The organism is Streptomyces sp. NBC_00236 (genome assembly GCF_036195045.1).
GTDB lineage: Bacteria > Actinomycetota > Actinomycetes > Streptomycetales > Streptomycetaceae > Streptomyces.
This window is the reverse complement of record NZ_CP108100.1, coordinates 3,805,785-3,832,202: the sequence shown is the minus strand read 5'-3', so window position 1 is coordinate 3,832,202 and position 26,418 is coordinate 3,805,785. Positions and strand designations below refer to the sequence as shown.

The window sequence follows — 26,418 nt, the reverse complement described above, 5'->3', positions numbered from 1 at the left end:
ACGGGGCGTTTCCGGACTGCTCGTTAAACTGAGCCGACCGCGATAAATGGATTGAGCGAGGAGCGCACGTGGGCCTTGTCGTGCAGAAGTACGGAGGCTCCTCCGTAGCCGATGCCGAGGGCATCAAGCGGGTCGCCAAGCGAGTCGTCGACGCCAAGAAGAACGGCAACCAGGTGGTTGTCGTGGTGTCCGCGATGGGTGACACGACGGACGAGTTGATCGATCTCGCCGAGCAGGTATCTCCGATGCCGGCCGGGCGTGAGTTCGACATGCTGCTGACCGCCGGGGAGCGGATCTCCATGGCCCTGCTGGCCATGGCGATCAAAAACCTGGGCCACGAGGCCCAGTCCTTCACGGGCAGCCAGGCCGGTGTCATCACCGACTCGGTCCACAACAAAGCGCGCATCATCGATGTCACGCCCGGCCGCATCCGGACCTCGATCGACGAGGGCAACATCGCCATCGTCGCAGGGTTCCAGGGCGTCAGCCAGGAGGGCAAGAACATCACGACCCTCGGCCGCGGCGGGTCGGACACCACCGCGGTGGCGCTCGCGGCGGCGCTGGACGCCGAGGTCTGTGAGATCTACACCGATGTGGACGGTGTCTTCACCGCCGACCCGCGGGTCGTGAAGAAGGCCCGGAAGATCGACTGGATCTCCTTCGAGGACATGCTGGAACTGGCCGCGTCCGGTTCCAAGGTGCTGCTGCACCGCTGTGTGGAGTACGCACGCCGCTACAACATTCCGATCCACGTCCGCTCGTCCTTCTCGGGACTGCGCGGAACCTGGGTCAGCAACGAGCCGCAAGGGGACCAGCAGGTGGAGCACGCCATCATCTCCGGAGTCGCCCACGACGTCTCCGAGGCCAAGGTCACGGTCGTCGGCGTGCCCGACAAGCCGGGCGAGGCAGCGGCGATCTTCCGCGCGATCGCGGACGCCGAGATCAACATGGACATGGTGGTGCAGAACGTCTCCGCCGCGTCGACCGGTCTGACCGACATCACCTTCACGCTCCCCAAGGCGGAGGGCCGCAAGGCCATCGACGCCCTGGAGCGCAACCGGGCCGGCATCGGCTTCGAGTCGCTGCGCTACGACGACCAGATCGCCAAGATCTCCCTGGTCGGCGCGGGTATGAAGACCAACCCGGGGGTCACCGCGGGCTTCTTCGAGGCGCTGTCCGATGTCGGCGTGAACATCGAGCTGATCTCGACTTCCGAGATCCGCATCTCGGTGGTCACCCGCGCCGACGACGTCAACGAGGCCGTGCGCGCCGTGCACACCGCCTTCGGTCTCGACAGCGACTCCGACGAGGCAGTCGTGTACGGGGGCACCGGCCGATGACCGCACGCCGCCCTTCGCTCGCGGTCGTCGGCGCGACCGGGGCGATCGGCGGCGTCATGCTCCAGATCCTCTCGGAACACGCGGATGTCTGGGGCGAGGTGAAACTGATCGCCTCACCGAGTCTCGTCGGCCGCAAGCTGGTCGTGCGCGGTGAGGAGACCGAGGTCCTCGGACTCACCGAGGACGTCTTCGACGACGTCGACGTGGCGCTCTTCCTGGTGCCCGACGAGGTGTCCGCACGCTGGGCGCCGCTCGCCGCGTCCAAGGGCACGGTCGTCATCGACGACTCCGCGGCCTTCCGGATGGACGGCGAGGTCCCGCTGGTCGTGCCCGAGATCAACCCCCATGCCGTACGGATCAGGCCGCGCGGCATCGTCGCGAGCCCGAACTGCACGACGCTGTCGCTGATCGTCGCGGTCGGCGCCCTGCACGCCGAGTTCGGGCTGCGGGAACTGGTCGTCTCGTCCTACCAGGCCGTGAGCGGAGCCGGGCGCGACGGCGTCGCGGTCCTGCGCGAACAGCTGTCGATGGTGGCCGGCACCGAACTCGGTACGAAGCCGGGCGACGTGCGCCGCGTCGTGGGCGACACGGACGGCGGCCCGTTCGCCGCACCGGTGGCCCTCAACGTCGTGCCGTGGGCCGGTACGGACGCGGGCGACGGCTGGTCGTCCGAGGAACTGGCGATCCGCGACGAGTGCCGCAAGATCCTCGATCTGCCCTCCCTGAAGGTCTCGGCGACCTGTGTGTACGTGCCGGTGATCGCCACGCACTCGATGTCCGTGCACGTCCGCTTCGAGAACGAGGTCGCGGTCGACCGGGCCCACGAGATCCTGGCCACCGCGCCGGGCGTGGTGCTCTACGACAACCCCGGAGCCGGTGACTTCCCCACCCCGTCCGATGTGGTGGGCACCGATCCCACCTGGGTCGGCCGGGTCCGCCGCTCGCTGGACGATCCCCGGGCGCTGGAACTCTTCCTCTGCGGTGACAACCTCCGTAAGGGGGCGGCGCTGAACGTGGCGCAGATCGCCGAAGCGGTCGCTGCGGAATTTCCCCGGTCCTGATCGAACCTGTTTTGTACGCTCTGTGAATGCCCTGTGAGCAAGTTGCTGGTCTGAACCTCTTGAGCTGGGGTATCGCGGTGGCCGACGATGACCTTTCGGCTCGTCGCAACCGCCGGCCGGCCGGCAGGCGTCTGAGCGGTCACTTCTTGCGCAGCGGGGCGCATATTCGGGGCATTTGGGGAAGATCGGGTACGTATGAGGGCTTATCGCATGGAGCCAAACGCGGTGCCGTATGCGTACAACCCTGACGGGGGGAAACGTGTCCAACTGGCGTGGCAGAGGTTCTCGATATCACAGTGGTGGGCCCCCTGCGCGGCGCTTCGGTGCGACCGCTCAGACGGCCCCGCGCGTCCGGTGGTATGCCGGTGATCGCGCCCATGCCCGCAACGCGCGCCGCGGGGCTGCCGTCGCAACGCGAGGGCGCTGAGGAGAGCGTGGCAGCCGGAACCACCGTCGACCATCTCACCGAGACCTACCGCGCCCACTACCGTTCGCTGCTCGGCCTCGCCGCCCTGCTGCTGGACGACACGGCGTCCTGTGAGGACGTCGTGCAGGAAGCGTTCATCCGCGTTCATTCGGCGCGCAACCGGGTACGCGAGCCCGAGAAGACGCTTGCGTACCTGCGCCAGACCGTCGTCAACCTCTCCCGCTCCGCGCTGCGCCGGCGCATCCTCGGGCTGAAGCTGCTCTCCAAGCCCATGCCGGACATGGCGAGCGCGGAGGAGGGGGCGTACGACCAGCTGGAGCGGGACGCGCTGATCAAGGCGATGCGGGGGCTGCAACGGCGCCAGCGGGAGGTGCTGGTGCTGCGCTACTTCGCGGACATGACCGAGGCGCAGGTCGCCGAGACGCTGGGGATATCCCTGGGCTCGGTGAAGGCGTACGGTTCCCGCGGCATCGCGGCGCTGCGCGTGGTGATGGAGGCGCAGGCATGAGCGGGCGTCACGACGACGATCACCTGCACGACGACGGGAACCGGGGCCGGCCTGCCCGCGGACATCGGAATGACCGGACTGGAAACGGAATTGTGAACCACGGGCCGGAGAACACTCCGCACAGGGACGGCGAATCGGGCCGGGAAGCGGGCCAGGGGGCGCCGTCGGGCGCCGATGGCGCCGCTTCCGGTCTGTTCGGTCCGGGATCCGGATCCCTCGGCGATGACCTCCTCGACGAGGCCGCGCTGCGCCGGATGATGCGCGGCGCCGTGCAGGGCCTCGAACCGAGCGACGGCACCCTCGACCATCTGTACCGCGCGGTGCCCGCCCGACGTGCGCGGCGCCGGCAGGCGCTCGTCGGGGTGGCTGCGGCCGCCCTGCTCATCGGTACCGCGGTCCCCGCCTTCGTCCATGTGGCCGGCTCCGAGGGCTCCAACGCGGCCAGCCCCGCCATCGCCGGTCACGGTGAGCAGGCGCAGGGCGGCAACGGCGACAAGCCCGGCGCGGAGTCCGGCAACGGGGGCGGCACCGGCGGCAGCGACGGGCAGCAGAGCGGTACTCAGGGCCTTCCGGACACCACGGCGACCCCCTCCGACAGCAGCGGCCAGGGCGCGGGCGAGGAGACGAACGGCGGCTCCGCGGACGATCCGTCCGCCAGTAAGGAGGTCGTCATGCCGGCCTGTGCCCCGGATCAGCTCGGGGTCGTCTCGGCCGGCACCGGCGCGGTCGGTGCCGACGGCACGGTGTACGGGACCTTCCGCATCGCCAACGTGTCCGGCAAGGACTGCTCGGTGAGCAGCGGCGGCACGGTGGGATTCGCGGCGGCGGGGGCGGCCGACCCGGCCAGGATCGTGGTCGTCCGGCACACGCAGGGGGATCCGGCGTCCGGACTGCCCGATCCCGCGCAGGAGGAGGCGACCGTGCTCCTGAAGCCGACCATGGCCTACGAGGTGCAGTTCGCCTGGGTGCCCCAGGAGACCTGTCCGACCACCGGCGCCTCACCCTCCCCTACGCCCACGGACGGAGCGGCCGGCAGTACCGGGGTCGCGGCCGGCTCCACGACGGGCAGCGGGACCGGGGACGGCGAAGCGGGTACGGAGACGCAGCTCGGCAGCGACGAGGGCGACGGTGCGGCCAAGGGCACCGTGTCCGTGATGCACACACCCGAGCCGGGGGCGCCGGTCGCCGAGACGACGATCGCCAACGCCTGCGCGGGCACGATCTACCGGACGGGCGTGCTGGCACCCCCGTCGTCGTAGGCGCGGGGGTGTGCCTCGGCTCGCGGGGGTCCGCCGGAGCCGCTGGGCGCCGCGTGCCTCCGGGGCGCGGGCGGGTCAGCTCGCCCGGGTCTCCTCGTCGGCGACGAGACCGAGTTTCAGGTCCCGGGCTGCTTCGGCCTCGCGCCGGAGCAGCCGGAACCACATGAAGACGACGAACGCGGCGAAGACGAACCACTCACCCGTGTAGCCGAGGTTCTGGAACGCCTTCAGGTCGAGCCCGCTGCCCTCCGGCGCGGCGGCCGGCACGGGACGAAGCTCGGCTCCGCCCTTTCCCGGCGCGTCGATCAGGGCGGCATCGGCGGTCCCGGACGCGTCGGTCCCGGACGCACCCGTGCGGGCGCCGGTGTCCTGGAGGGTCACCCAGGCGTCGTAGACGTCGTACTGCACGAGGTTGACCAGGGACGCGGCGCTGATCATGCCGACCTGGCCGTCGGGAAGGCCGCCCTTCGCGTCGACGCCGTCCGTCCCCGTGTTCTCCGAGGCCTGGAGGTCGCCGGTCACGGTGACCCGGCCGGTTGGTGCGGCCGGCACCGGGGTCCGCCCGGCCTCCCCGGGCAGCCAGCCGCGTACCACCGGCAGGGCCTTGCCGCTGTCGGTGCGCAGCATGTCCAGCACGTAGAAGCCACTGCGGTCGCCCAGCTTCCGGCCGGGCACCAGGAACTGATCGGCGTACCGGCCGCTGGCGGTCGCGGGACGGCCGGAGGTCACCGTGTCGACGGGCAGCAGCTCGTCGAGCGGCTCGGCGGCCATCGAGCCGGGCGCGGGCTGCTTCTCGGCGGCCTCGTGCGTCTGCACGCGGTCCTCGAAGCGGCCGAGCTGCCAGGTGCCCATGAACACGCAGAACGGGATGGCCAGCACGACGAAGAGGTTGATCCCCCACCATCGCGGGGTCAGCAGGAACCGGTACACCCCTCCACGGTACGGTCCCCGCTCCGGCTCCCCGGAGCGGGGGCACCCCGTACGCCGCCTTTTATCCGGCCCCTACGCCACCGTCAGGCGCCCTCGCCCCGGTCTCCCAGGTGGCGCCGGGCGAAGTCGAGTTCCAGGCGTACCTGCTTGATGCGCTCCTCCACCACGAGCGAGCCGTGGCCCGCGTCGTACCGGTAGACCTCGTGCACGGCGTCGCGGCCCTTCAGCCGGTCGACGTAGTTCTCCACCTGGCGGATCGGGCAGCGCGGGTCGTTGACGCCCGCCGAGATGTAGACGGGGGCCCGCACGGCGTCGACGTAGGTGAGGGGCGAGGAGGCCTCGAACCGCTCGGGCACCTCTTCCGGAGTACCGCCCAGCAGCGTGCGGTCCATGGCCTTCAGGGCCTCCATCTCGTCGTGGTACGCCGTGACGTAGTCCGCGACCGGGACCGCGGCCAGGCCCACGGCCCAGTCGCCGGGCTGGGTGCCGAGACCGAGCAGCGTCAGATAACCGCCCCACGAGCCGCCGGCCAGCACGAGCTTCGCCGGGTCCGCGAGGCCGGACTTCACCGCCCACTCCCGCACCGCAGCGATGTCCTCCAGCTCGATCAGGCCGACCCGGTGCTTGAGCGCGTCCGTCCAGGCCCGCCCGTAGCCGGTCGATCCGCGGTAGTTGACCCGGACGACCGCGTAGCCGTGGTCCACCCAGGCGGCCGGTCCGGCCGCGAAGGCGTCGCTGTCGTGCCAGGTCGGTCCGCCGTGGATCTCGAAGACGGTCGGGAACGGGCCCTCGGCCGGAGCGGCCGGGCGCTGGACGAGCGCGTGGATGCGGCCCCCGGGCCCGTCCACCCACACGTCCTCGACCGGGACGGACACCGGGGCCTTCGCCCCGGGCGGATCGAGCACCACCGCGCCGGTGGTGGAGCGGACGACGGGCGGCTCGGCGGCCGACGACCACAGGTACTCCACCGTGCCGTCCGGCCGGGCCGTGGCGCCCGAGACCGTACCCGCGGGCGTCTCCACCCGCACCAGGGTCCCGTCGGCCGCGGCCGGCTCGTACCGCCAGAGCTCGCTGCGGGCCTCGAAGCCGTGCTCGACCAGCAGCGCGGAGCCGTCCGGATACCACTCGGCGCCGACATCGCCGGGCAGAGCGATGGCCAGGTCCGTCTCCGTGCCCGCCACCGGGTCCCAGATCATCGGCTCCCAGCGGCCGCGCCGCTGGTGCCCGACCAGCAGCCGGGTGTCCCCGGCGACCGGCGCGAAGCCGAGGACGGTGAGGCCGAGCTCCTTCGTGCCGCCCTCGGTGTCGTCCAGCTCCGCGACCGCGGTGCCGTCGGGCCGCACCACGCGCAGCGCGGAGTGCATCGCGTCGCCGTGCTCGGTGTGCTCCAGCGCGATCAGCGAGCCGTCGTGCGACAGGTCGCCCACCCCCGCCGACTCGCGGTGGCGGTAGATCTCCACGGGCGCCGCCCCGGGCCGTACGACGTGGACCGTCGTGCCGTCCTCGTCCGTCGAACGGCCGATCACCGCGGTGCCGTCGCGTCCGATGGCGAGCCCGGCCGGGTAGGAGGGATCGAGACCGGGAGCCGCGGGCTCGTCCACCGCTCCCTCGCTCCCGGCACCGAACGGCTGGCGCATCCACACCCCGAACTCGTCCCCGTCGGTGTCGTTGAACCACCACACGGCCTCGCCGTCCGGCGTCAGCACGCCGTCCGTCGTCCCGTTCGGCCGGTCGGTCACCTGGCGCCGGCCGCCCGTCGACCGGTCCCATGCGTACAGCTCGTACGTCCCCGTCGCGTTGGAGACGAACAGTGCGCGGTCCGGCGCGTCCTCCGCCCAGTCGGGCAGCGACACCCGGGGGGCCCGGAAGCGCTGCTCCCACGCCGGGGCGGAATCGTCTCTCGAACCAGTGGTCTCAGTCATGCCCCCCATTCTGCGCCGGAGGGCCGACAAACCGTTCGCGTCGTCCTCAGCCTGTGGATAACCTCGCCGACATGTTTGCTCCGATACCCGCCGACTGGCGCGAGGCCAACCGTGCGATGTGGGATGAGCGTGTGCCCATCCATGCCGAAAGCGACTTCTACGACCTCGACTCCTTCCGCGCGGGCAAGGACGCCCTGCGGGACTTCGAGCTGGCCGAGGTCGGGGACGTGACCGGCCGGACGCTGCTGCACCTGCAGTGCCACATCGGTGTCGACACCCTGTCCTGGGCCCGGCACGGCGCCGCGCAGGTCGTCGGCCTCGACTTCTCCGAACCGGCCGTCGAGACCGCCCGCGCGCTCGCCCGGGAGCTGGGCATGGGCCCGGACCGGGCGGCTTTCGTCGCCGCCGACGTCCACGACGCGGCACAGGCGGTGCCGGACGACGCGTACGACATCGTCTACACGGGCATCGGCGCGCTGAACTGGCTGCCCGACATCGACCGCTGGGCCGAGACGGCTGCCTCCCTCGTCGCGCCCGGCGGGTTCCTCTATCTTGCGGAGTTCCATCCGTTCACCGACTGCCTCGACGACGCGACCGGTTCGCGCGTCGTGCACGACTACTTCGCCCGCGACGCGTGGGTGGACGAGACGCCGGGCACGTACGCGGACTCCGACGCGCAGACCGTCCACAACCGCAGCGTCGAATGGCAGCACCCGGTGGGCACTGTGGTCTCCGCACTGGCCGCGGCCGGTCTGCGGATCGATTTCCTCCACGAGCACGACGCGTCGCTCTTCGCGCGGTTCCCGGTGCTGGAGCACGCATCGGACGGCTACTACCGCTTCCCGGCGGGGCGGCCGCGGATTCCGATGATGTACTCGGTCAAGGCGAGCCGGCCGGCCGGCCGCCAATAGCGCGACGGGCAGCCGGATGGTCCCGTTCGCCCAAGGTCGGGACCGATTGTCAGTGGTCGGGTCCAGACTCGCACCATGACCACGACTGCTGATTCGACGGCCGATCTGCGTGCCACGGTCGAGAGGTACTGGACCGCGGCCGACGTCCGTGACTGGGACACCTTCGGGGCGACACTCGCCGACGAGGTGCTGTACGACCTGCCGCAGACCCGCGAGCGCATCCGCGGCAAGGAGCGGTACATGGCGTTCAACCGGGATTACCCGGGGGACTGGCGGGTGCGTGTCGAGCGGGTCGTGGCCGACGGCGCCGGCCGGCAGGCCGCCGTCCGGACGCTGTTCACGGAGGGCGGCCAGGAGTCGCACGCCGTCCACTTCTTCACCTTCGACGCGCGGGGGCGGATCACGGGGATCACCGACTTCTGGCCCGAGCCGTACGAGCCCCCGGCCGGCCGGGAGCATCTGGTGGAGCGGTACTGAGCGGATGCGAAGCGACCGGTACGCACGGACGCGGCACCTCTTCGGAGCCGGGAACTCCGAAGCGATGCCGCGCCCGGTACAACCGTGCCGACCCTACGCGACCGAACGGAAGGCGGGCAGATAGCCGCCCAGCTGGCCGGAGTCCCTGGGGTGGTACGAGTTGTAGATGGGGATCGTGACGCTGTGGAGCCACGGGCTGCCGGAGCACAGCTCGTGCCCGGTAAACTCGTCGACGACGCTGGAGAAGGTGAATCCGGCGTTCGCCGCCTGCTTGGCGATGACGCCGTTCAGCACGTCGGACGCGTTGTTGATGGCGGTGCGCTCCTTCTCCGTGAGACCGGCGATGCAGTTGCCGCCGATCTTGTAGAAGCGCGGATAGCCCAGCACCACGACGTGTGCCTGCGGGGCCTTGGAGTGGATCGACGAGTAGAGCGAACCCAGCCGCGACGGCAGCGTGTTGTTCATCTGGCCGACGGCCGTGCTGACACCGGCGAGGCAGGCGGCCTCACCGGACAGCACGCAGTCCTGCATGACATCGGCGAAGCCGACGTCGTTGCCGCCCGCGGTGACGCTGACCAGCGCGGTGGACGAGCTCAGTGAGCCGAGCTGACTGCTCGCCACGGAGCTCGTGGTGGCGCCCGAACAGGCGACGAAGGCGAAGGACGAAGGGGAGTTCGCCGCCGCCCACAGGTAGGGGTAGGCCTTGGTGCTGCGACGGCAGTCACCGCTGTCGGACATATAGCTGCCGGCGCCGACACCGGACGAGTACGAGTCGCCCAGGGCGACGTACCCGCCGGCGGCGGCCGAGGCCGGCTGGGCCATGCCGAGAGCAGCGGCTGCGGCGAGGAGCAGCGTGGATGCGGATGCCCAGAATCTCCGTACTGACATAGCTGTCAGCCCTCCGAAGTGTGGGGGGTGGGTGGGGGATTGATGAAGCGTCACCTGTTGTAGCAGCTTCGGGTACCCGCCGGTAATGGCTTCGCGAGAACGTGCCGGATTTGCCCTAATGATCGTTCGGTAGTCATAGCTCCGCGCGTAGATAAACCTGCAACTGACCCTGAAACAAAGGTTTGAGGACCATCTGCTCATCACTTCGGAGGTAGCGGCGGAGTGTCCTGAGAGCAGATTCGAGGAGAAGCGAGGAGGGGAAGGACGACGCCCGAACGCCGCACCGTGCCGAGCCGGACGCCCGGCGGTGCCTCAGCGCACCGTGCTGCGCCCGACCACCGCGCCCGCCCGGTCGATGCAGATGACGTCGACGGCGACCGGCGCGCCCCGCAGCACCGTCAGCGCCTCGTCCCGCGCCGCCGAGGCCACCAGGTCCCCGAGCGGGATCCCGCGGGCCAGGCAGGAACGGAGCGCCGCGAGCCCGGTGTTGGCCGCGGCCACCTCGGCGGCCAGCACCTCGTCCGCCCCGCCCCGCCGGGCCAGTGCGGCGAGGAACGACGGATCCACCTGGGAGCGTGCGGAGTGCAGGTCCAGATGGCCGGCGGCGAGCTTGGAGAGCTTGGCGAACCCTCCGCAGACGGTGAGCCGCTCCACCGGATGACGGCGTACGTACTTGAGTACCGCGCCCGCGAAGTCACCCATGTCCAGCAGGGCGATCTCCGGCAGCCCGTACTCGGCCACCACGGCCTTCTCCGACGTGGAACCCGTGCAGCCCGCCACATGGGTCTGCCCGTCGGCCAGCGCCACGTCCACACCGCGCCGGATCGAGTCGATCCACGCCGAGCAGGAGTACGGCACCACCACACCCGTCGTGCCGAGGATTGAGAGCCCGCCCAGGATGCCCAGGCGCGGATTCCAGGTGGAGCGGGCGATCTCCTCGCCGTCGTCCACGGAGAGCGTGATCTCCACATCGCCCGCGCCCCCGTGCGCGGCCGCGACCCGCGCCACGTGCTCACGCATCATCCGGCGCGGAACGGGGTTGACCGCGGGCTCGCCGACATCGAGCGGCAGGCCGGGCAGCGTCACCGTGCCCACGCCCGGACCGGCCCGGAACACCACACCCGAGCCGGGCGGCAACAGCCGCACGGTGGCCCGGACGAGAGCCCCGTGCGTGACATCGGGGTCGTCGCCCGCGTCCTTGACGATGCCGACCGTGGCCTGCCCGTCGTGCAACTCCTCGACCGCGAGCGCGAAGGCGGGGGTCTGCCCGCCGGGCAGGGTGACGGTCACCGGGTCGGGGAAGTCGCCGGTCAGCAGGGCCGTGTACGCGGCCGTGGTGGCCGCGGTCGCACAGGCGCCGGTGGTCCAGCCGGGCCGCAGACCCGTGTGCTTGAGTTGGGCGCTGCGCCCGCCCGACGCCTCATCCTTGCCGCGCCCGCCCGACGCCTCACCCATGGAGGGATCCTATGCACGTGCTCGTACTCGGCGGCACGACGGAGGCCCGCCGGCTGGCCGGGCTGCTGGTGGCGCAGCTGCCCGAAGGGGCCGGGGTGACCAGTTCGCTGGCCGGCCGCGTGGCCGGACCGAGGCTGCCGCCCGGGGAGGTGCGCATCGGGGGCTTCGGCGGAGCCGGGGGCCTGGCCGCATGGCTGCGTACGCACCGGGTGGATGCGCTCATCGACGCCACCCATCCTTTCGCCGGGACGATCAGTTTCCACGCGGCCGCCGGTGCCGCTGCCGCCCATGTTCCTCTCCTCGCTCTGCGCCGCCCCGGCTGGGTGCCCGGTCCGGGCGACGACTGGCACCCGGCCGACTCCCTGGAGGAGGCCGCGGCGGTGCTCCCGGCCCTCGGCCGGCGCGTGTTCCTGACGACGGGGCGCCTCGGCCTGGCGGCCTTCGCCGGGCTGGACGGCCTGTGGTTCCTGTCGCGGTCGGTGGACGCCCCCGAACCGCCGTACCCGGCCCGCATGGAGACGCTGCGGGACCGGGGGCCGTTCACCCTCGACGGCGAGCGCGAGCTGATCCGCCGCCACCGCATCGACGTCCTCGTCACCAAGGACAGCGGAGGCGCCGCCACCGCCCCCAAACTCGCCGCGGCCCGCGAGGCCCGGATCCCGGTGGTCGTGGTGCGCCGGCCACCGGTACCGGAAGGCGTGGCGGTGGCCGGCACGCCGGAGGAGGCCGTCAGCTGGCTGCGCGCACAGCTCGGCCACCCGGACTGACCGGCCGCCGGCTCACTCCTCCTCGGAGGCCAGGGCGTTGACCGCCGAGGCCGCCATCGCACTGCCGCCCCGCCGGCCCCGCACGATCAGGTGGGCGAGGCCCGACGGGTGCGCGGCCAGGGCGTCCTTGGACTCGGCGGCGCCGACGAAGCCGACCGGCACGCCGATGACGGCGGCGGGCCGCGGCGCCCCCTCCTCGATCAGTTCGAGCAGCCGGAACAGCGCGGTGGGCGCGTTCCCGACGGCGACGACGGCCCCGTCCAGCCGGTCCCGCCACAGCTCCAGCGCGGCGGCACTGCGGGTCGTGCCGAGCTCCGCCGCGAGACCGGGAACGGCCGGATCGGACAGGGTGCACACCACCTCGTTGTCCGCGGGCAGCCGCCGCCGGGTGATGCCGCTGGCCACCATCGCCACGTCGCACAGGATCGGCGCACCGGCCCGCAGCGCCGTACGGGCGCGGCTCACCACGTCCGGGGTGAAGGCGAGATCGCGGACCAGGTCGACCATGCCGCAGGCGTGGATCATCCGGACCGCGACCTGGCTCACATCGGCCGGCAGCCCCGTCAGATCGGCCTCGGCCCGGATGGTGGCGAAGGACTGGCGATAGATGGCCGGTCCGTCCTTCTCGTACTGGTGCACAGTGCTGTCGCTCTCTTCGCGTGGCTGCCTTCTCGGCCCCGCGCGGACGCGGGGCGGCCGTACGGGCCCGACCGAGGCTATCCACTGGGCCGGCGGCCCCCGCACTGCCGTCCGCGGCGCGGTGGCGGGCCGCCGGATCTACTTGGTCGCGCCCTGGGCGAAGCCGTTGTAGATGTAGCGCTGGAGGAACAGGAAGATGAGCAGCGTGGGGAGGATGACGAGGATCGCCCCCGCCGAGATGTTCTCCCAGTGCGCTCCGAAGGGCCCCTTGAACCGGAAGAGGGCGGTGGAGACGGTGCCCAGGTCCTCCGACGGCATGTAGAGGAAGGGGATGTAGAAGTCGTTGTAGACGGTGATCCCCTTGATGATGACCACCGTGGCGATGGCCGGCTTGAGCAGGGGGAAGATGACCTTCCGGTAGACGGTGAACGAGTTGGCGCCGTCCAGGCGGGCCGCTTCGTCCAGCGAGACCGGGATGCCCCGGATGAACTGCAGGAAGATGTAGATGGAGACGATGTCGGTCCCCATGTACAGCAGGATCGGCGCCCACCGAGTGTCGAACAGCCCGAAGCTGTTCACCACCTGGAACGTGGCCACCTGCGTGGTCACCGCCGGCACCAGGGTCGCGATCAGGAACAGCCCCATGACAAGCTTCCTGGCCGGGAAGTGGAAGCGGTCGATGGCGTACGCCGTCATGGAGCCGATGATCACCGTGCCGGTGATGGAGAACAGCAGGATGAACGCGGTGTTGCCGAACGCGGTGATCATCTTGCCGTCGCTGAACGCGGTCGCGTAGTTGGCGAAGTTGAACCAGTCCGAGGGGAGCGACAGCGGTCCGCTGTCGGCCATCTCGTCCGAGGTCTTCAGCGAGGTCAGGAAGACCACGGCCAGCGGGATCAGGATGACCAGGGAGGCGAGCACCAGGGTCAGGTAGACGAACGTCCGGCCGATGAGGCCGCGTGTCCGGGCAGCTGCTGCGGTCTGTCGGGCCGTGCTCATACGAGATCCACCTTCTCATCGGGCACGAGACGGCGCTGGATCCAGGTGATCAGCAGGATGATCAGCAACAGCACCACCGCGGCGGCCGAGGCCAGCCCGGTCTTGTTGAACTGGAATGCGAGCTTGACGGTCTGGATGACGAACGTCGAGGTGCCGGTCGAGCCGCCGGTCATGATCCACGGGATCTCGAAGACCGAGAGCGACCCCGAGATCGCCAGGATGATGCTGAGGCTCAGTACGGGCCGGATGCTCGGGGCGATGATGTGCCGGAACTGCTGCCACCGGGTCGCACCGTCGAGCTGGGCGGCCTCGTAGAGCTCGCCGGGAATGGACTGGATCGCTCCGAGGAACAGCACGAAGTTCAGACCGGTGTAGCGCCAGATGGAGACGCCGGCCAGCGAGGTGTTCGCGGACGAGGGATCGCCGAGCCAGGCGTGGTCGGAGTCCATACCGACCCAGGACAGTACGGAGTCGAGGGTTCCGCCGTCCTTGAAGAAGTACAGGAAGATGAAGCCGATGGCCACGCCGTTGACCAGGTAGGGGAAGAAGAGGATTCCCTTGAACAGGTTGCGGAACCTGAGGTCGAAGCTGAGTACGGTCGCGAAGAAGAGCGCGATCGAGATCTGCACGACGGATGCGGCGAGGTAGTAGAAGCTGACGAAGAACACCCGGAAGAGCTCGGGCCGGGTGAAGATCTGGACGTAGTTGTCGGTGCCCGTGAAGTTGCGCTCCGGGCTGATGCCGTCCCAGTCGGTGAAGCTGTAATAGACCATGTTGGCCACGGGCACGTACGTGAACGTGATCAGCAGGGCGAGCGGGACGACGAGGAACATCCACGGGGTCAGGCGGCGCAGCAGCCGCCCGCGCGATGCTCGTCCCGGCGGGCGTCGCCGGCTGCCCGGCGCTTCGCGGCGGGCCGTGGCGCGCGGCGGTTTCACCGGGGCCAGGTCGGTGGTTTCGGTCATGTCAGGGCCTTCTCTCTTCCGCTTGCGCGTCAGGCTGTCGGCCCCGGCCGCTGCCGAGCGGCCGGGGCCGACCACCGCCGTTGTCAGGAACCGGCGGTCTTCGCGGCCTCGTCCCACCGCTTGTCGAGGCCGGCGAAGTAGTCCTTGAGGTTGCCGTCCTCCGCGCCGCGGGCGATGTCGATCAGCTTCTGGCGGTAGTCGGGGGTGTTGAGCCCGATCTCGGAGGCCTTGTCGATGTCGTTGACCTTCGCGGTGTCCGATTCGGACCGTTCCGTGAAGGTGACATCGTTGTCAACGAAGTCCTTGAGGGTGTCCGGCATGGCTGCGGACTTCACCGTCGGGACGGCACCCTCCTTGGCGGAGTAGCCGGACTTCTCCGTGAACCAGTCGATCCACGCCCGGGCGGCTTCCTTGTGCTCGGAGTTGATGTTGACGGCCTGCTGGTAGTCGGAGACCAGGGTGGCGCAGAACTTGCCGTCCTTCTGGGCCGGGAAGGGCATGAAGCCGATGTCGTCCTTCTTGCCGCCCGCCGCTTCGGCCGCCGCCTGCATCTGAGTGATCGACCAGGAGCCGAGCATCATCGAGCCGATCTTGCCCTTGGCGACGAGGTTCTTGGACTCCTCCCAGTTGGTGGTGTTGGGGTCCTTCTCGGACAGGCCGCCCTTGACGATGTCGTGGAGCAGCGAGTCGGTCACGTTGAGCTCGCTGCCGGCCTTCCAGGGCGAGACCGCCCCGGCGAGCTTGTTGCTGGCGTCCTTGTCGCAGGTGACCGAGCCGATGTTGCTGGTCCACTGCACCAGCGGCCAGCCGTCGCCGAAGTTGGTGTAGTAGGGGACGGCGCCGGTCTTGTCCTTGATCGCACCGAGTGCGGCGATGAACTCCTCGGAGGTCTTCGGCCACGCGGTGACGCCGGCCTTCTTCCACACGGCCTTGTTGTAGACGAAGCCGTTGGCCGTGCCGAACTGCGCGACGCCGTAGACCTTGCCGCCGACCGCCGTCTTGTCGCTGAAGCGGTACTTCTTGCTCAGCTCCTCGGTGGTGCCCAGGGGGGCGAAGAACCGCGGGTAGTCGTTCTTCGCCACGGCGCCCGGGATCATGAGGACGTCACCGTAGTGCTTGGTGTTCATACGGATCCGGGCCTCGCCCTCGTAGTCCGTGAGGCCCTCGAACTTCACCTTGACCTCGGGGTAGATCTTCCGGAACCGCTCCGCGTAGTCGTCCATCGCGCCGCTCTTGACGAGGTCGGTGCGCTGGGTGAGGACGGTGATGGTGCCGGACACCTTGCTCGCGTCCGTGGGTGCCGACGCGGTCTCCGTGGAGGCCGTTCCTCCGCCACTGCAGCCCGTCGCGGTCAGCGTGGCGACGGCCAGCAACGCACCGGCGAGGGTCTTGGTCTTGCCCATGTGCCCAACTCCTTCAAGATGGCGGCTCAAGGTCTGCGGTGGGATAGCGGCACTATGGCAGCCAGGTAGTGAACCGGTAAAGCTCAAATTTCGATCGTGATGCTCAATCGTTACCGGGGGGTCGATTCCGCCCCGTATATCCCGCACTGTGTGTGCGCAAGATTACGGATTGAGTACTAGACCGGTTTATAGACAGGCTGCGTTGGGCGGGATAGTTTATCGGCGTCGTACATCTACCGGCCTGAGTCAGGCGATTGGAGCCGCACCCATGAAGGACGTCACCCCGCTCACCGACGGCTGGACCCTGCGCCACGACGAGACGCCGCTCCCCGCTCAGGTCCCCGGCTGTGTGCACACCGACCTGTACGCCGCCGGGGTCATCCCTGACCCCTACCTCGGCCTCAACGAGACCGAGGTGGCCTGGGTGGGCAGGCGCTCCTGGACGTACGTCACGGACCTCGCCCCCGACAGCGGCCACGAACGCACGGACCTGGTCTTCGACGGCCTGGACACCGCCGCGACGATCACCCTGGACGGCCGGAAGCTGGGCAGCACCCGCAACATGCACCGGGGCTACCGCTTCGACGTCACCGGCGCCAACGGTGTGCTGGAGGTCGACTTCGCCTCCGCGTACGACGAGGCCGAGTCCGTCCGCGCGCTGACCGGGAAGCGGCCCAACGTCTACCCGGAGCCCTCGCAGTACATCCGCAAGATGGCGTGCAACTTCGGCTGGGACTGGGGGCCCACGCTGGTGACCGCCGGTATCTGGCGGCCGGTCGGGCTGGAGCACTGGTCCACCGCGCGCATCGCCTCGGCGCGGCCCCTCGTGACCGTCGAGGACGGCACCGGCCGGGTCGAGGTGCGGGTCCTGGTGGAGCGGACCGAGGGCGGCCGGGAACGTGGCCTGGTGGCCGCCGCGACGGTGGACGGGGTGCGCGTCGAAGTCGCCTTCGAGGGGGACGAGGCCGTCCTGCGGCTGGACGTCGAGGACCCCCGGCTGTGGTGGCCCCGCGGCTACGGCGAGCAGCCCCTCTACCGGCTGGACGTCGAACTCCGCGACGAGACGGGGGTACTTGACACCTGGGAGCGCCGGATCGGCTTCCGTACCGTGGAGCTCGACCGCTCGGCCGACGAGCACGGCTCCGGGTTCACGCTGGTGGTCAACGGGGTGCGGATCTTCGCCCGTGGCGTCAACTGGATCCCCGACGACGCCTTCCCCTCGCGGATCACCCCCGAGCGCTACCGCACCCGGCTCCAGCAGGCCGCCGACGCGAACATCGACCTCGTCAGGGTCTGGGGCGGCGGCATCTACGAGGACGACGCCTTCTACGGCGCCTGCGACGAACTCGGGCTCATGGTCTGGCAGGACTTCCTCTTCGCCTGCTCCGCCTACCCCGAGGAGCAGCCGTTGCGCGGTGAGGTCGAGGCCGAGGCGCGTGACAACGTTGTCCGGTTGATGCCGCACCCCAGCCTGGTCCTCTGGAACGGCAACAACGAGAACCTCTGGGGCTTCCGCGACTGGGAGTGGGAGCCCGAGCTGGCCGGCGACTCCTGGGGCGAGGGCTACTACCTCGGCCTGCTGCCGCGGATCGTCGCGGAGCTCGACCCCACCCGCCCCTACGCCGCGGGCAGCCCGTGGTCCGGTTCCTGGGACCACCACCCCAACGACCCCGCGCACGGCACCTACCACTCGTGGGAGGTGTGGAACCGCCAGGACTACGCCGAGTACCGGGCCAACGTGCCCCGGTTCGTGGCGGAGTTCGGCTGGCAGGCACCCCCGGCCATGGCCACGCTGCGGCGGGCCCTGCCCGGCGAGGAACTGGCCCCCGACTCCCCGGGCATGCTGCACCACCAGAAGGCGGAGGACGGCAACGGCAAGCTCGACCGGGGCGTGGCACGGCACTTCGAGCTGCCCGAGAACGACTTCGACCGCTGGCACTACCTCACCCAGGTGGTTCAGGCCCGTGCCGTGGCCGCGGGAATCGAGCACTGGCGCTCCCACTGGCCCGTCTGCGCCGGCACGGTCGTCTGGCAGCTGAACGACTGCTGGCCGGTGAGCTCGTGGGCGGCCATCGACGGCGACGGCAGGCTCAAGCCGCTCTACCACGAGCTGCGCCGGGTGTACGCGGACCGGCTGCTGACCCTGCAGCCGGGCGACGGCGGTGGCGGCGGCCCGGTCCTGGCCGTGATCAACCAGTCCGCCACCGAGTGGAGGACCGCGGTGACCCTGCGACGCCTGGAAGCCGACGGCACCACCGTGCACCGCGGCGTCCACGAGGTGACGGTCGGCCCCCGCTCGGTCCTCCGGCTCCCCGTCCCGGCGGAGCTGATCCCCGCCGAACAGTCGGCCAAGGAGTTCCTCGTCGCCGACGCCGACGGCCTGCGCGCACTCCACTTCCCCGTAGCGGACAAGGATTTCGCCTACCCGCGGCCGGAGTACGACGTCACCGTGGAGGCAGTGGAGGGCAAGAGCGCTACAGTCGACGTCGTGGTAAGCGCGCACACTCTGCTGAGAGACCTCCTCCTCCAGGCCGACCGCCTCGACCCGCACGCCGCGGCCGATCAGGGCCTGCGGACGCTGCTGCCCGGCGAGCAGGCCCGGTTCCGTGTGACCGGCTGCGGTTCCGTGGACGCGAAGAGGGCGCGGGCGGCCCTCTTCTGCGCGGACGCCAGGTGAACACTCCCGCACGTGTGACCATCAAGGACGTCGCCGCCCGCGCCGGCGTGTCCAAAGGTGCCGTCTCGCTGGCGTTCAACCAGAAGCCGGGCGTCTCGGACGTCACCCGCCGGCGGATCTTCGACGCTGCGAAGGAGCTGGGCTGGGCGCCGAACCTCACCGCGCGCAGCCTCTCCAGCCAGAAGGTCGACATCATCGGCCTGGCCCTGTGCCGGCCCGCCCGGCTGCTCGGCCTCGAACCGTTCTACATGGACTTCATCTCCGGCATCGAGAGCGTCCTCGCCGAACGGTCGTACTCCCTGCTCCTGAGGCTGGTGCGGGACCTCGACGAGGAGACCGAGCAGTACAAGTCCTGGTGGCGCAGCCAGACCATCGCCGGCGCCATCCTGGTCGACTTCCACGAGGACGATCCGAGGGTCCCGTCGCTGCAGTCCATCGGGCTGCCGGCGGTGGCCGTCGGTCATCCGTCCCTCACCGGCTCGTTCCCCGCGGTGTGGACCGACGACGCCACGGCCGCGGCCGAGGCCGTCCGCTATCTGGCGGCGCTCGGCCACCGGCGCATCGCCCGCGTCGGCGGCCCGGTCGGGCTCGGCCACAGCGCCATCCGGGCCACGGCCTTCGCCTCCACGATGCGGGAGTTGGGTCTTGAGGAGGGCCGCCAGATCGCGACCGGCTTCGACGGGAGCGAGGGGGCCAGGGCCACCCGCTCCCTCCTGATGTCGGCCGGCCGGCCGACGGCCATCGTCTACGACAACGACATCATGGCCGTCGCGGGAGCGGGGGTCGCCGCGGAGATGGGCTTCGTGGTCCCCGACGACGTGTCGCTGCTGGCCTGGGACGACTCGCAGCTGTGCCGGATCACGCATCCCACGCTGTCGGCCATGAGCCACGACGTGCACAACTTCGGGGCCCAGGTGGCCCGTACCCTGTTCGCCGTCATAGAGGGTGAGCACACCGGTTCCGTACAGGTGCCGACCCCGTCCCTCACACCGCGTGGCTCCACCGCACAGGCACCCGCCCGGAACTGAGCGCGCGTTCGCGAGCGCTGCGGCCTCTCCACCCGTCGTCCGGGTGGAGAGGCCGCAGCGTTTTCTGACGCGGTTCTTCTGCTCTGCCTTCCGATGTGCCCGCCGGTGCGGGGAGGGCCGGCCGGCTTACGGGTGCAGCCCCGAGGCGAGGGCGGGAACGCCGGCCTGCGCGGAGGCGACGGTGTCCTGTGCGGAGGCGATGCCCGGTTGTGCGGAGGCGACGGTGTCCTGTGCGGAGGCGACGCCCGCTTGTGCGGAGGCGACGGCGTCCTGTGCGGACGCGGCGCCCGCTTGTGCGGAGGCGACGGCGTCCTGTGCGGACGCGGCGCCCGCTTGTGCGGAGGCAACGGCAGCCGCGCCTATCAGTCCGGCGTCCAGGGCCAGGAGCGCCGGCACCACGGGCAGACCGCGGGTGAAGTCGAGGACGGCGTAGTCGGCCATGTGCCGGCGCAGGGGAGCGAAGAGTGTGTCGCCGGCCTGCGCCACGCCTCCGCCGATCACCACGAGGTCGAGCTCCACGAGAGCCGCTGTCGCCGCGATGGCGGCCGCGAGCGCCTGGGCCGCCCGTTCATAGGCCCGCCGTGCGTGCGGGTTCCCCGCCCGCGCCGCGTCCGCCACCGCTGCCGCGGTCGGGGCCACCCCGGCCGGCGCGGTCCATCCGGCCGACTGTGCGTGCGCGGCGATGGCCGTGCCGCTGGCGAACCCCTCGACGCAGCCGGGAGCACCGCACGGGCACAGCGAACCGTCCAGATCGACGGTGATGTGCCCGATGTGACCCGCGTTCCCCGTCCTGCCGGTGTGCAGCCGGCCGTCGAGGATCAGGCCGCCCCCGACCCCGGTGGACACCACCATGCACAGCGCGTTCGCGAACCCGCGCGCCGCGCCCAGCCAGTGCTCCGCGGCGGTCATGGCCACCGCGTCCCCGACCAGTACGGGCCGCAGCCCCGCGGGCAGTCGCGGGTGCGCCGCCACCCGCTCGGTCAGCGGGAAGCGCCGCCACGCGGGAATGTTGACCGGGCTGACCGTGCCCGCGGCGGTGTCGACCGGACCCGCGCTGGCGATGCCGAGGCAGGTCAGCTCGTCCCACATCGGGTGGAGGGCCAGTTCGTCGAGTACCGATGTCACCGCGGCCATGAGCTCGTCGGCGGACCGCTGTGCGGGGGTAGGCCTCTGCGCGCGTACGAGCAGGGTGCCCGCCTCGTCCACGAGCGCTCCGGCGATCTTCGTGCCGCCGATGTCCAGTGCTCCGTACACCGTCACGTCACCACACCTTTCGTGAAGGAAGCGGGTTTCCTTCGCTCCGATGACACTCTGACGGGTCCTGACAACGTTGTCTAGTAAACGTGTTTAGTTTAGGTCAAAGTTTAGTAAAATACCCGGAGTGACGGCATGCTGAGGCAGCTGAAGGCCGTTCGCCCCTGCGCACTTACGGCTGTGGGAGCGTCTCCTGATCCCTTGGACGCCACGCCGCCGAACAACGCCTCGCCGACGACACCATCGTCGAGGAGGCCCGCCTCACTCGGCTGGGAGCGGCTTGCCGCGGGCGACGACTGGGAGGAACACGGATTGGTCTTCGCCCCGGCAGTCGGCAAGCCTCTCGATGCGGCCAACCCGGGTGGTACTCAAGGCGGTCGAGGGGATTGACGCCGACGACTGGACGCCCCGGGAGCTCCGGCACGGCTTCGTATCCTGCTCTCCGACCGGGGTGTCCCTTTGGAGGAGATCTCTCGCCTCGTCGGCCACTCGGGCACGGCCGTGACCGAGGAGGTCTACCGGAAGCAGATCCGGCCCGTGATCCAGACCGGTGCGGTGGTCATGTACGGCATCTTCAAGCGGGGCCCGGAAGGGTGGTCACGCAGATAGACACGCACCCAAAACAGGTGAGGCACCTACGAAAATCCGTAGGTGCCTCACCTGCTGTTTTGGCTGTCGGGGTGGCGGGATTTGAACCCACGACCTCTTCGTCCCGAACGAAGCGCGCTGCCAAGCTGCGCTACACCCCGATCGCCGCCGGTCTCCCGGCGACATCGATTACTTTAGCCCACCGGCGGCCGGAGACGAAATCCGCTTTTTGTGCCGATCGCGCGGGCGCCGATGGGTCAGTGGCCGGGCACCCTCGGTCACACGTCTCGCGCCGTGAGGGTCAGCAGGGTCGCCTCCGGTGGACAGGCGAAGCGGACCGGGGTGTAGCGGTTGGTGCCGCAGCCCGCCGAGACGTGGAGGTAGGCGCGGTGGCCGTTGGCCGTGTGGCTGGAGAGGCCCTTCACCCGGTCCGTGTCCAGGTCGCAGTTGGTGACCAGGGCTCCGTAGAAGGGGATGCAGAGCTGGCCGCCGTGGGTGTGGCCGGCCAGGATCAGCGGGTAGCCGTCCGCGGTGAAGGCGTCGAGTGAGCGCAGGTAGGGGGCGTGGACCACGCCGATGGAGAGGTCGGCGCCGGTCTCGGGGCCGCCCGAGACTTCCGCGTAGCGGTCGCGCTTGATGTGCGGGTCGTCTAGGCCAGTGAAGGCCAGTTCCAGGCCGTCCAGCTTCAGGCGTCCGCGGGTGTTGGACAGGTTCAGCCAGCCCGCGTCGTCGAAGGCGTCGCGCATCGGTTCCCACGGGTTGTGGACGACGCCGACGGCCGGGGCGTTCCCGTTGAGGCCGTGCTTGCCCGCGGCCTTCTCGAAGAGGTAGCGGGCGGGGTTGCGGAGCTTGGGGCCGTAGTAGTCGTTGGACCCGAACACGTACACACCCGGGAACTCCATCAGCGGGCCCAGCGCGTCGAGCAGTTCCGGTACGGCCTCCGGGTCGGAGAGGTTGTCGCCGGTGTTCACGACGAAGTCCGGGCGCAGCCCGGCCAGCGACTGCAGCCAGGCGCGCTTCTTGCGCTGGCCGCAGACCATGTGGACGTCGGAGACCTGCAGGACGCGCAACGGGCGTGCCCCGTGCGGGAGTACCGGGACGGTGACCCTTCGCAGACGGAACGAGCGGGCCTCGAATCCGGCCGCGTAGGCGAGACCGGCGGCGCCGGCCGCGGCGGTGACCGCCGTGATTTTCAGGGGTACTCCGTAGCGTGCGCGCATGCGCCCATCGTCGCAGACGGTGCGTGTCCACGGGAAAACCGGCGGGCGGTGGGCACCCCGCACCTGCCACAATCACCCCATGACCACGCTCAAGTCCAAGCTCAAGGAAGACCTCACCACGGCCATGAAGGCGCGCGACGAGCTGACCTCGTCCACGCTCCGGCTGACCCTCACCGCGATCACCAAGGAGGAGGTCGGCGGCAAGACGGCCCGCGAACTCTCCGACGACGAGGTGCAGAAGGTGATCGCCAAGGAGGCCAAGAAGCGCCGCGAGGCGGCCGAGGCCTTCGCCAAGGGCGGCCGGACCGAGCAGGCCGAGCGGGAGAAGAGGGAGGGCGAGCTGCTCGACGCCTACCTTCCGCAGCAGCTGAGCGACGACGAGCTGACCGCGATCGTGGCGTCCGCCGTCGACGAGGCGAAGGCCGCCGGGGCCGAGGGGCCGCGCGCGATGGGCGCCGTGATGAAGATCGTGAACCCGAAGGTGGCGGGGCGCGCCGAGGGCGGCCGGGTGGCCGCCACGGTGAAGAAGCTCCTCGCGGGCTGAGCCTCGCGGGCCGAAAGGGCCGAAAGGGCCGAGAGGCCCGGCAGACAGCGGACATGAAGGTGGGGCGCTCCCGGACCGGGAGCGCCCCACCTTCATGTCCGGCGTACGTGTTCATGTCCGACGTACGCACGCGGAACGGGCCGGGATCAGGGGCCGTTCGTCCCGCCGTCGTTCTGGCCGCGGCCGTTGCCGTTGCCATCGTTGCCACCGATCAGGTCCGGCGAGATGCTGATGCCGGGGAAGGGGCTGTCGTCGCCGGGCTTGTCGTCGCCCTCGCCCTCGCCCGGCTTCTTCTTCTCCTTCTTGTCCTTGTCCTCCTTCACCTTCGCCCGCGGTACGTCGACCGGGTTGAAGGCCGGGGTCTCGGAGGCGTCGAGGGAGCCGGTCATCGCCGTCTTCCAGATCGGGCCGGGCAGACAGCCACCGCAGACGTCCTCGTAGTACTGGCCGCCGATGGTGATGTTGCTCATCGGGATCTGGCGGGCGCCGTCGCTGCCGACCCACACCGCCGTGGACAGGTTCGGCGTGTAGCCGACGAACCAGGCGTTGATGCGCTCGTCGGTCGTACCGGTCTTGCCCGCGTTGTCACGGTCACTGAGACCGGCCGACTGCCCGGTGCCGTCCGCGACGACGCCCTTGAGCATCTGGTTGATGGTGTCGGCCGTGTGCTCGCTCATGGCCCGGTCGCAGGTCGACTTCGGTACGTCGATCTGCTTGCCGTCCGGCTTGGTCACCGAGAGGACCGCGATCGGGGAGCAGTACGTGCCCCGGTTGGCGAACGTCGCGTAGACCGAGGCCATCGCCAGTGGCGTCGACTCCTGGCCGCCGAGCGTGGTGTTGGCGACCTGCCACAGCGGCTTGTTGTCGCCGCGGTTGTAGCCGACCTTCTTCGCCATCGCGAGCGTCTCGCAGAGGCCGGTCTTCTGCTCCAGCTTCGCGAAGTAGGTGTTGATCGACTTGCCCAGCGCGCTGGTCATGTCGAACATGCCCTTCTCCGTCTCGAGCTCGTTCCCCACCTCCCACGGCTTGTCGTCCGCGGGCTGGTTGTCGCAGGTGCGGAAGCTCTCGCCGGGCAGGGAGATCTCGTGCGGGGTGGTGAAGCTCTGGGCCGGGCTGATGCCCTTCTCCAGTGCGGCCGCCGCCGTGATCGGCTTGAAGGTCGATCCGACCTGGAAGCCGGCGTAGCTGCCGCCCATCTTGTGGTCGACGGAGAGGTTCAGCACGGTCTGGTGCTTGGACGCGTCCAGTCCGTACGGGCGGGACTGCGCCATCGCCAGGATCTGGCCGGTGCCGGGCTGGACCTGGACGACCGAGGCCGCGACCTTGTCGGTCTCGTTGACCCGTGAGGTCGCCGCCTCGTTGGAGGCGGCCTGGGAGCGCGGGTTCAGGGTCGTCTTGATGGTGAGTCCGCCGGTCGCCCAGAGCTTGGCGCGGTCCTTCGCGGTCTTGCCGAAGGCCGGGTCGCTCGTGACGACCTGGCGTACGTAGTCACAGAAGAAGCCGGACCCGCTGACCGCGGTGATGCAGCCGTTCTTCGGCCGCTTCACCTTCAGCTTGATCGGCGTGGCCTTGGCCTTGTCCGCTTCCTCCTGCGAGATGTCCTTGACGTCGGCCATCCGCTGGATGACGGTGTTGCGACGCTTGGTCGCCTCTTCCTTGTCGTTGACGGGGTCGTAGCGGCTGGGCGACTGCACGATGCCGGCCAGCATCGCCGCCTCCTCCAGCTTGAGGTCCTTCGCCGACTTGGAGAAGTACCGCTGGGAGGCCGCCTCGACGCCGTACGCCTGCTGTCCGAAGAACGTGATGTTGAGGTAGTTCTCCAGGATCTTCTTCTTGCCGAGCTCTTCCTCGACCTGGATCGCGTACTTCAGCTCCTGGACCTTGCGGCCCAGCGTCTGCTGGGTGGCCTGGGCGACCTTGGTCGGGTCGTCGCCCGCCTCCTCGACGAAGACGTTCTTCACGTACTGCTGGGTGAGGGTCGACGCGCCCTGCGCGGTCCCGCCCGCCTGTACGTTGCGGTTCATCGCACGCAGGATGCCCTTGAGGTCGACCGCGCCGTGCTCGTAGAAGCGGGCGTCCTCGATCGCGATGATCGCTTTCTGCATGTACGGGGAGATCTTCGTCAGCGGCACGACGGTGCGGTCCCGCGAGTACACCGTGGCGATCTGGCCGCCCTGGTTGTCCAGGATCGTGGTGCGCTGGCTCAGCGGCGGAGTCTTCAGATTGGCCGGGATCTCGTCGAATCCGTCGACCGTTCCCTTGGCGGCGAGACCCAGTGCTCCGGCGGCCGGCAGCGCGATGCCCGCCAGGACCACTCCGGAGAGTGCGGCGACACCGAGGAACTTGGCGGCCTGCTGGGTCGTCGTGAGACCCCCGCCCGAGCGCTTCTTTGGCATGGGGGCAGCCTACGTTCTCATTCGCCGGACACACGTATATGCCTTGGCCTAAGCTGCTCTCAACTGTCACAGCAGTCCGGTTTGGTATCAACCCCCCTGCATGACCCTGTGCATGACCCGGCCACGAGTTCAGGCGCTCCCGAAATCGCCTCGTGTGTCATCGACCGTCCGTTATGACTCAGGTGGTCTGTCCCGATTCTGCCGGGATAGTCCTGCATGTCCTCGCCTCACTCCCCTGGGTGATCTGCCGCATACGCATAGTCCGTTCGGGCCATTCAAGATTGGGCCCGAAGGGGGTGTTGTGCTGTCGCCACCTTCCGTAACGTCCTCAACTGGCAGCGGTGAATATGCCGCTACCGCCGTGGGGGAGCCTCGATTCGGGAGAGGACGGCGCCGGGATGGGCTGGGTAACCGACTGGAGTGCGCAGGCAGCCTGCCGCACTACCGATCCGGATGAACTGTTCGTACAAGGGGCAGCGCAGAACAGGGCCAAGGCGGTGTGCACCGGATGCCCGGTGCGGACCGAGTGCCTTGCCGATGCGCTCGACAATCGCGTCGAGTTCGGCGTGTGGGGCGGAATGACCGAGCGGGAGCGCCGCGCACTGCTGCGCCGGCGCCCGACGGTCACGTCCTGGCGCCGGTTGCTGGAGACCGCGCGCAGCGAGTACGAGCGGTCCACGGGCATCCTGCCCGTGGCGATCGGGCTGGAGGACGACGAACTGCACGAGACGTTCGCCGCCGTGGGGTAGCCCCGGGCGGC

21 protein-coding genes, 1 tRNA gene and 2 pseudogenes are annotated in these 26,418 nt (G+C 70.0%); 12 read left to right on the top strand and 12 right to left on the bottom strand.

Annotated elements, in window-relative coordinates; all coding sequences use genetic code 11:
- The first annotated feature begins 68 nt into the window (after window positions 1–68).
- The 4 genes from OG446_RS17145 to OG446_RS17130 all read left to right on the top strand — a co-directional run bounded on the left by OG446_RS17145 (window position 69) and on the right by OG446_RS17130 (window position 4,595).
- On the top strand, window positions 69–1,340 hold the full coding sequence (locus tag OG446_RS17145) for an aspartate kinase (RefSeq protein ID WP_328894868.1): 1,272 nt from the start codon (window positions 69–71) through the stop codon (window positions 1,338–1,340).
- On the top strand, window positions 1,337–2,401 hold the full coding sequence (locus OG446_RS17140) for an aspartate-semialdehyde dehydrogenase (RefSeq protein WP_328894867.1): 1,065 nt from the start codon (window positions 1,337–1,339) through the stop codon (window positions 2,399–2,401). The genes OG446_RS17145 and OG446_RS17140 overlap by 4 nt, the downstream gene beginning before the upstream one ends.
- Before the next feature lie 359 nt (window positions 2,402–2,760).
- Window positions 2,761–3,336, top strand: a complete 576-nt coding sequence (locus OG446_RS17135) for a SigE family RNA polymerase sigma factor (RefSeq protein WP_148019926.1) — start codon at window positions 2,761–2,763, stop codon at window positions 3,334–3,336.
- 92 nt (window positions 3,337–3,428) lie between these two features.
- On the top strand, window positions 3,429–4,595 hold the full coding sequence (locus tag OG446_RS17130; protein ID WP_328894866.1) for a hypothetical protein: 1,167 nt from the start codon (window positions 3,429–3,431) through the stop codon (window positions 4,593–4,595).
- A 75-nt stretch (window positions 4,596–4,670) separates the two neighbouring features.
- Here the strand turns inward: OG446_RS17130 and OG446_RS17125 are convergent, their stop codons facing one another.
- Both OG446_RS17125 and OG446_RS17120 read right to left on the bottom strand, forming a co-directional pair.
- Window positions 4,671–5,525, bottom strand: a complete 855-nt coding sequence (locus OG446_RS17125; protein ID WP_328894865.1) for an SURF1 family protein — start codon at window positions 5,523–5,525, stop codon at window positions 4,671–4,673.
- An 83-nt stretch (window positions 5,526–5,608) separates the two neighbouring features.
- Window positions 5,609–7,447 (bottom strand): S9 family peptidase, encoded by a 1,839-nt coding sequence (locus OG446_RS17120; RefSeq protein ID WP_328894864.1) that lies wholly within the window; start codon window positions 7,445–7,447, stop codon window positions 5,609–5,611.
- A 71-nt stretch (window positions 7,448–7,518) separates the two neighbouring features.
- Here OG446_RS17120 and OG446_RS17115 point away from each other — a divergent pair, with 71 nt between their 5' ends.
- Both OG446_RS17115 and OG446_RS17110 read left to right on the top strand, forming a co-directional pair.
- Window positions 7,519–8,358, top strand: coding sequence for a class I SAM-dependent methyltransferase (locus tag OG446_RS17115; RefSeq protein WP_328894863.1), 840 nt, complete (start codon window positions 7,519–7,521; stop codon window positions 8,356–8,358).
- A 75-nt stretch (window positions 8,359–8,433) separates the two neighbouring features.
- Window positions 8,434–8,835, top strand: a complete 402-nt coding sequence (locus OG446_RS17110; protein ID WP_328894862.1) for a nuclear transport factor 2 family protein — start codon at window positions 8,434–8,436, stop codon at window positions 8,833–8,835.
- 93 nt (window positions 8,836–8,928) lie between these two features.
- Here OG446_RS17110 and OG446_RS17105 read toward each other — a convergent pair whose 3' ends face one another.
- Window positions 8,929–9,723, bottom strand: coding sequence for an SGNH/GDSL hydrolase family protein (locus OG446_RS17105; RefSeq protein WP_328894861.1), 795 nt, complete (start codon window positions 9,721–9,723; stop codon window positions 8,929–8,931).
- Window positions 9,724–10,035: 312 nt separating this feature from the next.
- Window positions 10,036–11,178 (bottom strand): cobalt-precorrin-5B (C(1))-methyltransferase, encoded by a 1,143-nt coding sequence (locus tag OG446_RS17100; protein WP_328894860.1) that lies wholly within the window; start codon window positions 11,176–11,178, stop codon window positions 10,036–10,038.
- Window positions 11,179–11,189: 11 nt separating this feature from the next.
- Here OG446_RS17100 and OG446_RS17095 point away from each other — a divergent pair, with 11 nt between their 5' ends.
- A complete protein-coding gene (locus OG446_RS17095; RefSeq protein WP_328894859.1) occupies window positions 11,190–11,945 on the top strand; it encodes a cobalt-precorrin-6A reductase in 756 nt (251 codons plus the stop codon).
- A gap of 12 nt (window positions 11,946–11,957) precedes the next feature.
- On the opposite strand, the gene OG446_RS17090 is transcribed toward OG446_RS17095, so the two are convergent.
- The 4 genes from OG446_RS17090 to OG446_RS17075 form a co-directional block, all read right to left on the bottom strand.
- Window positions 11,958–12,584, bottom strand: coding sequence for a precorrin-8X methylmutase (locus OG446_RS17090; protein WP_328894858.1), 627 nt, complete (start codon window positions 12,582–12,584; stop codon window positions 11,958–11,960).
- A 138-nt stretch (window positions 12,585–12,722) separates the two neighbouring features.
- Window positions 12,723–13,583 (bottom strand): carbohydrate ABC transporter permease, encoded by an 861-nt coding sequence (locus OG446_RS17085; protein ID WP_328894857.1) that lies wholly within the window; start codon window positions 13,581–13,583, stop codon window positions 12,723–12,725.
- The gene (locus tag OG446_RS17080) at window positions 13,580–14,548 is read right to left on the bottom strand and encodes a carbohydrate ABC transporter permease (protein WP_328894856.1); all 969 of its coding nucleotides are present in this window, start codon (window positions 14,546–14,548) and stop codon (window positions 13,580–13,582) included. Before OG446_RS17080 ends, OG446_RS17085 begins: the two co-directional genes overlap by 4 nt.
- Window positions 14,549–14,631: 83 nt before the next feature.
- Window positions 14,632–15,951, bottom strand: coding sequence for an ABC transporter substrate-binding protein (locus OG446_RS17075; protein WP_328894855.1), 1,320 nt, complete (start codon window positions 15,949–15,951; stop codon window positions 14,632–14,634).
- A gap of 268 nt (window positions 15,952–16,219) precedes the next feature.
- On the opposite strand from OG446_RS17075, the gene OG446_RS17070 reads away from it, so the two are divergent.
- Window positions 16,220–18,628 (top strand): glycoside hydrolase family 2 protein, encoded by a 2,409-nt coding sequence (locus OG446_RS17070; RefSeq protein WP_328894854.1) that lies wholly within the window; start codon window positions 16,220–16,222, stop codon window positions 18,626–18,628.
- A complete protein-coding gene (locus tag OG446_RS17065; RefSeq protein ID WP_328894853.1) occupies window positions 18,625–19,656 on the top strand; it encodes a LacI family DNA-binding transcriptional regulator in 1,032 nt (343 codons plus the stop codon). The genes OG446_RS17070 and OG446_RS17065 overlap by 4 nt, the downstream gene beginning before the upstream one ends.
- Before the next feature lie 315 nt (window positions 19,657–19,971).
- On the opposite strand, the pseudogene OG446_RS17060 reads toward OG446_RS17065, so the two are convergent.
- Window positions 19,972–20,916, bottom strand: a pseudogene (locus OG446_RS17060) (ROK family protein); the annotation flags it as partial.
- A gap of 261 nt (window positions 20,917–21,177) precedes the next feature.
- On the opposite strand from OG446_RS17060, the pseudogene OG446_RS17055 reads away from it, so the two are divergent.
- Window positions 21,178–21,519: pseudogene (locus OG446_RS17055) on the top strand (tyrosine-type recombinase/integrase); the annotation flags it as partial.
- Between the two features lie 66 nt (window positions 21,520–21,585).
- Here OG446_RS17055 and OG446_RS17050 read toward each other — a convergent pair.
- Together OG446_RS17050 and OG446_RS17045 are read right to left on the bottom strand one after the other, a co-directional pair.
- Window positions 21,586–21,659: transfer RNA gene (locus OG446_RS17050), tRNA-Pro, on the bottom strand.
- Window positions 21,660–21,776: 117 nt separating this feature from the next.
- Entirely contained in the window at window positions 21,777–22,718 is a 942-nt protein-coding gene (locus tag OG446_RS17045) for a metallophosphoesterase (RefSeq protein ID WP_328894852.1), read from the bottom strand.
- A 79-nt stretch (window positions 22,719–22,797) separates the two neighbouring features.
- On the opposite strand from OG446_RS17045, the gene OG446_RS17040 reads away from it, so the two are divergent.
- Window positions 22,798–23,262 (top strand): GatB/YqeY domain-containing protein, encoded by a 465-nt coding sequence (locus OG446_RS17040; RefSeq protein ID WP_219573607.1) that lies wholly within the window; start codon window positions 22,798–22,800, stop codon window positions 23,260–23,262.
- A gap of 146 nt (window positions 23,263–23,408) precedes the next feature.
- On the opposite strand, the gene OG446_RS17035 is transcribed toward OG446_RS17040, so the two are convergent.
- Window positions 23,409–25,658 (bottom strand): transglycosylase domain-containing protein, encoded by a 2,250-nt coding sequence (locus OG446_RS17035; protein WP_328894851.1) that lies wholly within the window; start codon window positions 25,656–25,658, stop codon window positions 23,409–23,411.
- A gap of 398 nt (window positions 25,659–26,056) precedes the next feature.
- Here OG446_RS17035 and OG446_RS17030 point away from each other — a divergent pair, with 398 nt between their 5' ends.
- Entirely contained in the window at window positions 26,057–26,407 is a 351-nt protein-coding gene (locus OG446_RS17030) for a WhiB family transcriptional regulator (protein WP_018551136.1), read from the top strand.
- The last annotated feature ends 11 nt before the right edge of the window (window positions 26,408–26,418 follow it).

What these genes read in the sequence shown, in the direction of transcription:
- OG446_RS17140 (WP_328894867.1), top strand. Translation starts at nt 1,337, where the DNA reads ATGACCGCACGCCGCCCTTCGCTCGCGGTCGTCGGCGCGACCGGGGCG.
- OG446_RS17135 (WP_148019926.1), top strand. Translation starts at nt 2,761, where the DNA reads ATGCCGGTGATCGCGCCCATGCCCGCAACGCGCGCCGCGGGGCTGCCG.
- OG446_RS17120 (WP_328894864.1), bottom strand. Translation starts at nt 7,447, where the DNA reads ATGACTGAGACCACTGGTTCGAGAGACGATTCCGCCCCGGCGTGGGAG.
- OG446_RS17115 (WP_328894863.1), top strand. Translation starts at nt 7,519, where the DNA reads ATGTTTGCTCCGATACCCGCCGACTGGCGCGAGGCCAACCGTGCGATG.
- OG446_RS17110 (WP_328894862.1), top strand. Translation starts at nt 8,434, where the DNA reads ATGACCACGACTGCTGATTCGACGGCCGATCTGCGTGCCACGGTCGAG.
- OG446_RS17105 (WP_328894861.1), bottom strand. Translation starts at nt 9,723, where the DNA reads ATGTCAGTACGGAGATTCTGGGCATCCGCATCCACGCTGCTCCTCGCC.
- OG446_RS17100 (WP_328894860.1), bottom strand. Translation starts at nt 11,178, where the DNA reads ATGGGTGAGGCGTCGGGCGGGCGCGGCAAGGATGAGGCGTCGGGCGGG.
- OG446_RS17095 (WP_328894859.1), top strand. Translation starts at nt 11,190, where the DNA reads ATGCACGTGCTCGTACTCGGCGGCACGACGGAGGCCCGCCGGCTGGCC.
- OG446_RS17085 (WP_328894857.1), bottom strand. Translation starts at nt 13,583, where the DNA reads ATGAGCACGGCCCGACAGACCGCAGCAGCTGCCCGGACACGCGGCCTC.
- OG446_RS17080 (WP_328894856.1), bottom strand. Translation starts at nt 14,548, where the DNA reads ATGACCGAAACCACCGACCTGGCCCCGGTGAAACCGCCGCGCGCCACG.
- OG446_RS17075 (WP_328894855.1), bottom strand. Translation starts at nt 15,951, where the DNA reads ATGGGCAAGACCAAGACCCTCGCCGGTGCGTTGCTGGCCGTCGCCACG.
- OG446_RS17070 (WP_328894854.1), top strand. Translation starts at nt 16,220, where the DNA reads ATGAAGGACGTCACCCCGCTCACCGACGGCTGGACCCTGCGCCACGAC.
- OG446_RS17045 (WP_328894852.1), bottom strand. Translation starts at nt 22,718, where the DNA reads ATGCGCGCACGCTACGGAGTACCCCTGAAAATCACGGCGGTCACCGCC.
- OG446_RS17040 (WP_219573607.1), top strand. Translation starts at nt 22,798, where the DNA reads ATGACCACGCTCAAGTCCAAGCTCAAGGAAGACCTCACCACGGCCATG.
- OG446_RS17035 (WP_328894851.1), bottom strand. Translation starts at nt 25,658, where the DNA reads ATGCCAAAGAAGCGCTCGGGCGGGGGTCTCACGACGACCCAGCAGGCC.
- OG446_RS17030 (WP_018551136.1), top strand. Translation starts at nt 26,057, where the DNA reads ATGGGCTGGGTAACCGACTGGAGTGCGCAGGCAGCCTGCCGCACTACC.